Genomic DNA, 1227 nt, shown 5'->3' with positions numbered 1-1227 from the left:
AAGAAGTTGAGTTGGAAACTGAAATGCGTAAAGAGGCGGGTTTAGATACCAGCACTTCGAGCATTGCTGATGTCATGGCGATGAAGATGGGGCACCGAGACAAGACGCAGTTCTTGGGGTACGCTTCGCGCGCACAGTCTAAGCTCGCTCGCAAGAAGCGAGCTGCTCAGACCGAAGACATTCAGAAATTGAAGAGCGAAAATGCTCGGATAAAACTTGAACTGGAAGATTTCCGGAACAAGATGCCGGTAGGACGGAGCAAGTAAAGAACAAATCGTTCTGCGTACATCGCCCTCTCACATTGACTTAAGAGTATTTGCAAAGGGTGGTGGTTTGGTCATCTTCACGTTATGCCTCATTTAGGAGATCGCCATGGAAGTGACACTGTATGACGGCACCGGGCACCCGGTGGCCTACATTGCTGGCGACGAAGAGCACTCGATATATCTGTGGAGTGGGCATGCCATCGCCTATTTGAATGGTGAGCATGTCTACGGCTGGAACGGTCAGCATCTTGGATGGTTTGTAGACGGCGTGATGTACGACGTTCATGGACTACGTGCGGGTTCCATCGCAGCGAGATGCCCTTACTCCGTCTATTCATCTCCCTCAAAGTACTCCAAGTACAGCAAGTATTCGAAATACAGCAGGTACAGTCCGTACAGCAAACCCGGTTTCAGCAACGGGTATGGAAGCCAGTCACTTGAGGCCTTCCTCAAGGGCGGCGCTGTTGGCAGCGTATGAGGCATAACATGTCAACCGACACGGATCTACAACAGCAGGCTGCGAATCCGCCGCATGTGTTGGGGGCCCGGTCATTTTCACGTTAGGCGTCATGGAAGCCAGCGCACAGCACACCAGCGAAGTACTGAAGCAAATCAAGATTCTTCGAGMTGATGAGCTGGACATACTTCAGATTGGCACGAAGCTTTTTGGTACTCCGGGAGCACATTTCTTCCCTCTGGATTTACTGGCATATGCTGCCTTAAAGAGAAATTTAAGCACGTCGTCAGCAATCATCCTGCTGGTTGAAGAGTTCAATCTTCTCTCTGCCAGATCACTACTTCGGGTCCATATCGATACAGCGCTTCGCTTCGCTGCTGCGTGGTTCGTGGATAAGCCACACGACTTCGCCTCTGCTGTCCACGGCGGAGCACGCRTCGACAAACTCAAAGATCGCGAGAATCAACGTCTTACCGATGCTCGGCTCGTTGAACTGTTGTCACC

General features: G+C 51.3%; 2 protein-coding genes and 1 pseudogene. All 3 read left to right on the top strand.

What is annotated here, in order from left to right; genetic code table 11:
• Positions 1 to 266, top strand: a pseudogene (locus tag AC1D2K_RS34905) (hypothetical protein); the annotation flags it as partial.
• A gap of 106 nt (positions 267 to 372) precedes the next feature.
• A complete protein-coding gene (locus AC1D2K_RS34900; RefSeq protein WP_477651292.1) occupies positions 373 to 744 on the top strand; it encodes a 4-fold beta flower protein in 372 nt (123 codons plus the stop codon).
• 91 nt (positions 745 to 835) lie between these two features.
• Positions 836 to 1227: hypothetical protein (locus AC1D2K_RS34895; protein WP_478095025.1), on the top strand; the 392-nt coding region annotated here is incomplete at its 3' end.

Source organism: Variovorax sp. P1_H12_2 (assembly GCF_056405335.1).
Note: the sequence above shows the minus strand (reverse complement) of the source record. Positions and strands in the feature narration are given on the sequence as shown.